Origin of the sequence: Streptomyces phaeoluteigriseus (genome assembly GCF_001896135.2) — a bacterium.
Lineage (GTDB): Bacteria > Actinomycetota > Actinomycetes > Streptomycetales > Streptomycetaceae > Streptomyces > Streptomyces phaeoluteigriseus.
Genome location: NZ_MPOH02000016.1, coordinates 56,395 through 63,324 on the forward strand (window position 1 = coordinate 56,395; position 6,930 = coordinate 63,324).

Here is a 6,930-nt window from a genome sequence, read left to right on the forward strand (position 1 = left end):
CTCAGTTGCCGCCGGCGGGCCGGGGGTTGCCGACACCGTGGGGCGGATCGCCGGGGCAGGCGCGGTAGCGCGCGGCCAGCGTGGTCACGGTCCGGGCGAGGCGCGCCCGCAGCTCGGGCGGGGCGAGTACCTCCGCGTCCGCGCCGAGCCGCAGCAACTCGTCGTGCGCGCGCTCCAGGGACTCGACTGGGACGGTGACGACGGTCCAGCCGTCGGCGCCCGCGCCCTCCCCCGTGCCTTTCCGCACGGCGTCCCCCACGGGGGTCGCCCGCGCCAGGGTCACGCCCGGCGCCAGCCGCACCACCGCCTCGGCGGTGTACAGCCGCTCGTGGAAGTCGCGCTGGTACGCCGTCCAGTAGGCGGCCAGGTCGAAGTCGTCCGGGCGGTCGAACCGTTCCCCGGAGTCGGTGAGCCGGAGGATCTGGTCGACGCGGAACGTCCGCGGGCCGGGACCGGCGACGACGTACCAGCGGCCCGCCTTGAGGACGAGGCCGTACGGCTCCAGCCGGCGGTCCACATCGGTGGGCGTACGCCAGCGACGGTATGCGATGTCCAGTACCCGGTTGTTCCACACCGCGTCGGCGACCGCCGGCAGGTACGGCGTCTCCTCCCCCCGCGCGTACCAGCCCGGCGCGTCCAGATGGAAGCGCCCGCTGATCCGGTCGGCGTGCCCCCGCAGCTCCGCCGGCAGCGCCGCCCGCACCTTCAGCTGGGCGGCGGCCAGCACCGCACCGAGTCCGAGCTGCGCGGCGGGCCCGGGCGCACCCGCCAGGAACAGCGCCTCCGCCTCCTCGGTGGTGAGACCGGTCAGCCGGGTGCGGTACCCGTCGAGGAGCCGGTACCCGCCCGCGTGGCCCGCGTCGCCGTAGAGCGGGACGCCCGCCGCACCCAGCGCTTCGACGTCCCGGTAGACCGTGCGCACCGACACCTCCAGCTCCGCCGCGAGCTGGGCGGCGGTCATCCGGCCACGGGTCTGGAGCAGCAGCAGGATGGAGACGAGTCGGCTGGACTTCACTGACAGAGGATGTCAGTGAAGTGCCCCTAACGTCACGCCATGGCATTCACCGAGAAGCTGCTGACCGTGCCTCCGCCGATCGAGGTGGCGGGGCGGCGCGTCAAGCGCTACCACGTGACCGGCGACCCGGCGGGCATCGCGCCCGACGTGGAGCGGGCAGCGTACGCGATCCTGCCGGAGCTGCTGCCGGAGCCGGACGGGACACCGCCGGCCACGTTCGTCGTGCTGCACCGGGGCGGCGACGACGGCGCCTACCTCAACGCCTACAGCTGGGTGTGGGACAACGTCCTGCACTTCCGGGGCGCGGCCGCGGGCCAGCCGGTGCTGGGCTGCCCGGACCGCGACCCGGCGCACTTCGTCCCGACGGACCGGCCTTGGATCGGCTGCGTCTGGGAGCTGCCGCCCCTCCTGCACGAGCGCGACGCGTGGGTACGGCATCTGCTCGCACCCGAAGTGCCCGACCTGGAGGCCTACTTGACCGACTCGCTGCCCGCGGGGAGCACGGGAGACCGCGCATGAGCCCCGCCCACGACTTCGGCTTCCTCCACGGTGGGTGGCAGGGCGGCCACCGCCGCCGCTCCGACTTCCCCGCCCCCGGCAGCTCCCGGGAACCGGAGTTCCCGAGCACCGGCCACTGCCGGCCGCTGTTCGACGGCGCCCCGGACATCGACGAGATCGACATGCCCTGTCCCGGGTCGAGGGGACTGACCCCGCGCCTGTTCGACCCGTCGACGGGGCAGTGGTCGCCGCACTGGCCGTCGAGCGACACCGGTCGGCTGTTCCCGCCCGTCGTCGGCCGCCACTCGAGCGACGGGGGCGAGTTCCCCGGCGAGGACACCTACGACGGCAAGGACGCGCGCGTGCGGTTTCCGTGGTACTCCACGCAGTGGGACGGCCTCGGGGGACGTCGCCGAAGGCGGCCCGCTGGGAGCAGGCCTTTCCGGCCGACGGCGGGGACACCCGGGTGACGAACCGGGCGTTCCCGGTCGACCGCGGGGACGCGCGGGTGACGAACCGGATCGCGGACTTCACGCGTCCGCCGGCGCTCCCCCCGGCTTCCGGTACGCCCTCAGGGTGAACCAGGGGTCGGGCCGGGGCCGGTCCTGGTCCGGCAGCGCGGCCAGGCGCGCGGCGAACGTCTGCGCGATCGGTTCGCCCGGCGGCAGCGTGACGAACCAGCCGCGCCGCAGGTCGGCGACGGTGCGGCGAGGACTGCGGCCCTGCCCCCGGCCCGGGAAGCGGCCCCGCCCCGCCGGGAGGAGGCCGCTACCGACGGCGTACGACTCGACGAGCGCCGCCGCGTCCGGCGCGCTGGGCGGGCGGGAGGCGAGGACGGCGTCGATGTCGCTGCCCACGTTGTGCGCGGCGGCCTTGTCCACGGTGGTGACGTACACGCCGCCGGGCCGCAGTACCCGCGCGCACTCGGCGACGATCGCCCGCCCGTCCGCGTCGGAGGCGGCGAGGTGCAGCAGCCAGACGCTGCTGACGGCGTCGAACTCGCCGTCCCGGAAGGGCAGTCGGCGGCTGTCGGCACGTACGACGGCGCCCGGCAGGCGTACGGCGGCCTGGCGGGCCATCGCCGCGGCGAGGTCGACGCCGGTCACCCGCAGGCCGTCGCGTCCGGCGGCGAGTCTGCGGGTGACGATGCCGGTGCCGCAGGCGACGTCGAGCAGTCGGCGCGTGCCCTCCGGCAGGAGGGCCAGGACGGCCTCCGCGGCGGCGGCCGCCCGGGGTTCGCCGCCGCGGGAGGCGTCGTAACAGCCGGCTTCCCGGTCGTAGTCCAGCACGTGGGCCCCCGTCCCGTCCGCCGTGCGTGTCACCGCGCCCCGTGCGCCGGGGCCAGGTCCTGCACCCGGCGGGCCAGCTCGAAGTCGAGGTCGGTGACGGCCCCGCCCGCGCTGTGGGTGTGCACCGCGAGGGACACCTTGTGGTAGTCGAGGGTCAGCTCCGAGTGGTGGTTCAGCTCCTCCTGCACCTGGGCGACATGGATGACCAGGGCGGTCGCGGCGAAGTGGGAGTCGAGGCGGTAGGAACGGGTGAGGCGGCCGGCTTCGTGGGACCAGCCCGGCAGCTCGGCGAGCCGGTCGTCGATCTCCTGCTGCGACAGCGGTGCGACGGCCATGACCTGGCTCCCTTCCTTGGGGGGGGGTGGGTGTCGGGTACCGGTCCAGCCTGCCACAGGAGGGCCGCGACGGCCCTGGCCAGAAGGGTTCCCGCCGGTCCGGCCGGGACCCTCGGGCACAGGGGCGCGCGGGGCGCGGGGGCGTACGACGCCCCCCGGAAGGCCGCCCCCACCTCATCCGGTGCGCGGCGCTGTCGTCCGCCCTCCTCTCGGCTACGGTCGACCGCATGACCCTTCTGACGACCGGCACCCCCGGCTCCGCCGCGCCTCCGGCCGAACGGGGCGTCGGCCCCCTGTTGAGGGCGTGGCGGGAGCGACGCCGGGTCAGCCAGCTGGAACTGGCACTGCGCGCGGACTCCTCGGCCCGGCACATCAGCTTCGTCGAGACGGGCCGCTCCCGGCCCAGCGAGGAGATGGTGCTGCGGCTGGCCGAACACCTCGACGTGCCCGTGCGCGAGCGCAACACCCTGCTGGTGGCGGCCGGTTACGCCCCCCGCTACCGCGAGACCCCGCTGGACGATCCGGCGCTGGACGCGCTGCGCGCCGGCATGGAGCGCCTGATCCAGGGCTACGAGCCGTATCCGGCGCTGGTCGTGGACGCGACGTACAACGTGCTGGCGGCCAACCGCGGGATCACCATGCTGATGGACGGCCTCCCGGAGAAGCTGCTCGCGCCGCCGCTGAACGCGATGCGGCTGACGCTGCACCCGGAGGGCCTCGCGCCGCGCATCCGCAATCTGCCCGAGTGGCGCGGCCATCTGCTCGCCCAGATGGAACGGCAGATCGCCCTGCACCGCTCCGCCCCGCTGCGCGCACTGTACGAGGAGGTCGCCGCGTATCCGGTTGCGGATACCGCTCCGGCGACCGCCGCGGAGAGCGAACCCGGCGAGCCGGCGGCGTACTTCGCACTGCCGATGCTGATCGAGCACGAGGGGCGGACGCTGTCGTTCATCTCGTCGATCTCCACGTTCAACACACCGATGGACGTGACGGTCGCCGAGCTGGCCATCGAGACACTGCTCCCGGGCGACCCGGCGACGGTCAAGTACCTGCACTCCCTCATGATGTGATGGGACGTCAGGCTCGGCGCGCTTTCAGAGCGAGGTGCTGGAGCGCCGCGAACCCGGCCACCGTCACAGCCTGGAGCACGGTCCACACCGCCCCCGTCGCGGTCGGCGACAGCCACAGCGCGAGGGCGACGAGACTCAGCGCCGACCAGGCGAGGTTGCCCTCGACGACCGCCTTCACCGGCAGTGCGGCCGGACGGGCGCGCGAGGCCAGCAGGCCGACCGCGACGGCGTACACCGTGAGGACCAGACCGAGTGGCAGCAGCAGCGCGGAGTCGACGCCGAGGAGACGGCCGAGCGGACCCGACGCGGCGAGGTAGGCGACGCCGTTCGCTCCGGTCACCAGGGCGTCGAGGGCGAGGAAGCGGCGCAGGGCGCTGTGCGGCTCGGCGGTGCGGGCGAGTGCGGTGAGTGTGGCGGGCTGGGTTGCGGACATGATGAATCACCCTCCGTCGAGGTCGGGAACGGCCTGGTGGGACCGGGTTCCGGAGCGGAGTGCGCCGCCCCGGAACCCGTTGCCCCCACGATCCCGTCCGCGCGGGCTTGCCGTCGATTACCCCTGAGGTAATGCACCGCGCGGGCCCCGCGTCCGCCCCTGTCGTCCCTGTAGTCCCCGTCGTCCCTGTCGCCGCACAGCCGGAACATGACACACTGACCGGCGTGTTTCGACACGCAGGGGAGACGTGGCGTGAGTGAACGGCGGCCGGCGCCCACGGTGGGCCAGGTGGTGCTCGGCAGGCGGCTGCAGGAGTTGCGCGAGGCGGCGGGCCTCAGCCGCGAGGCGGCGGCCCGCGCACTGCGGGTGGCCCCGGCGACCGTACGACGCATGGAAATGGCCGAGGTCTCCCTCAAGATCCCCTACGTGCAGGTGCTGCTGGAGACCTACGGGGTGTCCGAGGAGGAGACCGGCACCTTCGTCACGCTCGCCGAGGAGGCGAACCGGCCCGGCTGGTGGCAGCGGTTCCACGACGTCCTGCCGGAATGGTTCAGCCTGTACGTCAGCCTGGAGGGCGCGGCCCGCCTCATCCGCTCCTACGAACCCCACTTCGTGCCGGGGCTGTTGCAGACGGAACGGTACGCGCGTGCCGTGCTGGAGGCCGGGACGGTCGGCGTGACGAGCCCGGAGGCGCTCGAACGGCACGTGTCGCTGCGACTGGCCCGGCAACGACTGATCGAGGGCCCCAACCCGCCCCATCTGTGGGCCGTCCTGGATGAAACGGTACTGCGCCGGCCGGTCAGCGTCGACGCCGGCGTCATGCGCGAACAGATCGACAGACTGCTGGAGTTGGCGGAGCGCGACCGGATCACCCTCCAGGTCGCGGAGTTCGCGAGCGGCCCGCATCCGGGGACGTCCGCGCCGTTCTCGCTGTTCCGTTTCGGCGAGCCCGAACTGCCCGACATGGTCGTCACCGAGTACCTGTCCGGCGCCCTGTACCTGGACTCGCGCAAGGAGGTCTCCGCACATCTGGAGGTCCTCGACCACATGACGACGCACGCCGCGTCGGCCCAGGACACCCTGAAACTCCTGCGGGATGTCCGCGCGCAGTTCTGAACCGCTTTCCGACCGTTCCCGCTCGCCGCACCGCCCTGCTGGTCCCACCCGTCCCACCGTCTCAACTCACCGGGAGAAGACCGCGCATGACCGGATCCGAGTCCGAGGCCGCCGTCCGCATCGACACCAGCAGGCCGCATCCGGCCCGGGTGTACGACTGGTGGCTGGGCGGCAAGGACAACTACCCCGTGGACGAGGAACTGGCCCGCAAGATCCTCGCCGTGGACGGCACGGTGCTGCGCGGGGCGCGCGCAAACCGCCGGTTCATGCAGCGTGCCGTACGCACCGTCGCCGAGGCGGGCGTCCGCCAGTTCCTGGACATCGGCACGGGCATCCCCACCGAACCCAACCTGCACCAGGTGGCGCAGACCGTCGCCCCGGAGTCGAGGATCGTCTACGCCGACAACGACCCGATCGTGCTGCGGCACGCACAGGCGCTGCTGCACGGCTCGGCCGAGGGTGCCACCGACTACGTGCACGCCGACGTCCGTGACGTCGACGCCCTGCTGCGCCGCGCGGCCGACTCCCTGGACCTCGACCGGCCGGTGGCACTGTCACTGGTCGCGCTCACCCACTACCTGGGCGAGGATCCGGCGGGCGACGACGTGTACGGGCTGCTGAAGCGGTACGTCGACGCGCTCGCGCCCGGCAGCTACCTGATCCTCTCCCAGGTCACCCCCGACCTGAACCCGGAGGCGATCGAGAACGCGGCGAACCACTTCCGGCGCGGCGGCACGCCCTTCCACCCCCGCTCACTGGCGGAGTTCTCCCGCTTCTTCGAGGGCCTGGAGCTGCTGGGTCCGGGCGTGATCCCGGTCTCCGGCTGGCGGCCCGACCCGCAGGACGTGGCCCTCCAGGCGGAGGGCATCGTGCCGGTGTACGCGGGAGTGGCCCGCAAGCCCTGACACGCGGGGGCCGGCGGCGCGTGCCGGGCGCCGCGTATCGGGCTCCGGGGCCGGCGCCGGGCTCCGGGTGCCGGGCGCCACGTGCCTGGCACCGGGTACCTGGCGCCACATACCAGGCGCCGGATGGGCGAGACCCGAGGCCATGCGGGCATCGGCCCGCGGTGCCCCGTACGGGCGGGGCCTCAAGGTGGCGGCGCCCCGCGCCGGGCTCCGAGTGCCCCGCGTCCGGATCAGGGGTGCCGGGCACCACGTACCAGGCGCCGGGTGAC

The 6,930-nt window shown here is 73.8% G+C and carries 9 protein-coding genes; 5 read left to right on the forward strand and 4 right to left on the reverse strand.

The features are described from left to right. Nucleotide 1 precedes the first annotated feature (1 nt). Entirely contained in the window at nt 2-1,015 is a 1,014-nt protein-coding gene (locus BM536_RS24950; protein ID WP_073495937.1) for a helix-turn-helix transcriptional regulator, read from the reverse strand. Nucleotides 1,016-1,054: 39 nt separating this feature from the next. Between BM536_RS24950 and BM536_RS24955 the strand changes: the two genes are divergently transcribed. Both BM536_RS24955 and BM536_RS24960 read left to right on the forward strand, forming a co-directional pair. Beyond that, the gene (locus tag BM536_RS24955; protein ID WP_073495938.1) at nt 1,055-1,534 is read left to right on the forward strand and encodes a hypothetical protein; all 480 of its coding nucleotides are present in this window, start codon (nt 1,055-1,057) and stop codon (nt 1,532-1,534) included. Further along, entirely contained in the window at nt 1,531-1,983 is a 453-nt protein-coding gene (locus BM536_RS24960; RefSeq protein ID WP_342748838.1) for a hypothetical protein, read from the forward strand. Before BM536_RS24955 ends, BM536_RS24960 begins: the two co-directional genes overlap by 4 nt. Nucleotides 1,984-2,043: 60 nt before the next feature. Here BM536_RS24960 and BM536_RS24965 read toward each other — a convergent pair whose 3' ends face one another. Continuing rightward, nucleotides 2,044-2,802 carry a class I SAM-dependent methyltransferase gene (locus BM536_RS24965; protein WP_094103634.1) on the reverse strand — a complete coding sequence of 253 codons (759 nt, stop codon included), beginning with the start codon at nt 2,800-2,802 and terminating at the stop codon, nt 2,044-2,046. Between the two features lie 29 nt (nt 2,803-2,831). Next, the gene (locus tag BM536_RS24970) at nt 2,832-3,137 is read right to left on the reverse strand and encodes a 4a-hydroxytetrahydrobiopterin dehydratase (protein WP_073495940.1); all 306 of its coding nucleotides are present in this window, start codon (nt 3,135-3,137) and stop codon (nt 2,832-2,834) included. 227 nt (nt 3,138-3,364) lie between these two features. Here BM536_RS24970 and BM536_RS24975 point away from each other — a divergent pair, with 227 nt between their 5' ends. Then, nucleotides 3,365-4,207 carry a helix-turn-helix domain-containing protein gene (locus BM536_RS24975; protein ID WP_094103537.1) on the forward strand — a complete coding sequence of 281 codons (843 nt, stop codon included), beginning with the start codon at nt 3,365-3,367 and terminating at the stop codon, nt 4,205-4,207. Nucleotides 4,208-4,214: 7 nt separating this feature from the next. Here the strand turns inward: BM536_RS24975 and BM536_RS24980 are convergent, their stop codons facing one another. Next, nucleotides 4,215-4,640, reverse strand: a complete 426-nt coding sequence (locus BM536_RS24980) for a hypothetical protein (protein WP_073495942.1) — start codon at nt 4,638-4,640, stop codon at nt 4,215-4,217. A 252-nt stretch (nt 4,641-4,892) separates the two neighbouring features. On the opposite strand from BM536_RS24980, the gene BM536_RS24985 reads away from it, so the two are divergent. Beyond that, on the forward strand, nt 4,893-5,756 hold the full coding sequence (locus BM536_RS24985; RefSeq protein ID WP_073495943.1) for a helix-turn-helix domain-containing protein: 864 nt from the start codon (nt 4,893-4,895) through the stop codon (nt 5,754-5,756). Between the two features lie 86 nt (nt 5,757-5,842). Beyond that, nucleotides 5,843-6,661 (forward strand): SAM-dependent methyltransferase, encoded by an 819-nt coding sequence (locus BM536_RS24990; RefSeq protein WP_073495945.1) that lies wholly within the window; start codon nt 5,843-5,845, stop codon nt 6,659-6,661. Nucleotides 6,662-6,930: the final 269 nt, after the last annotated feature.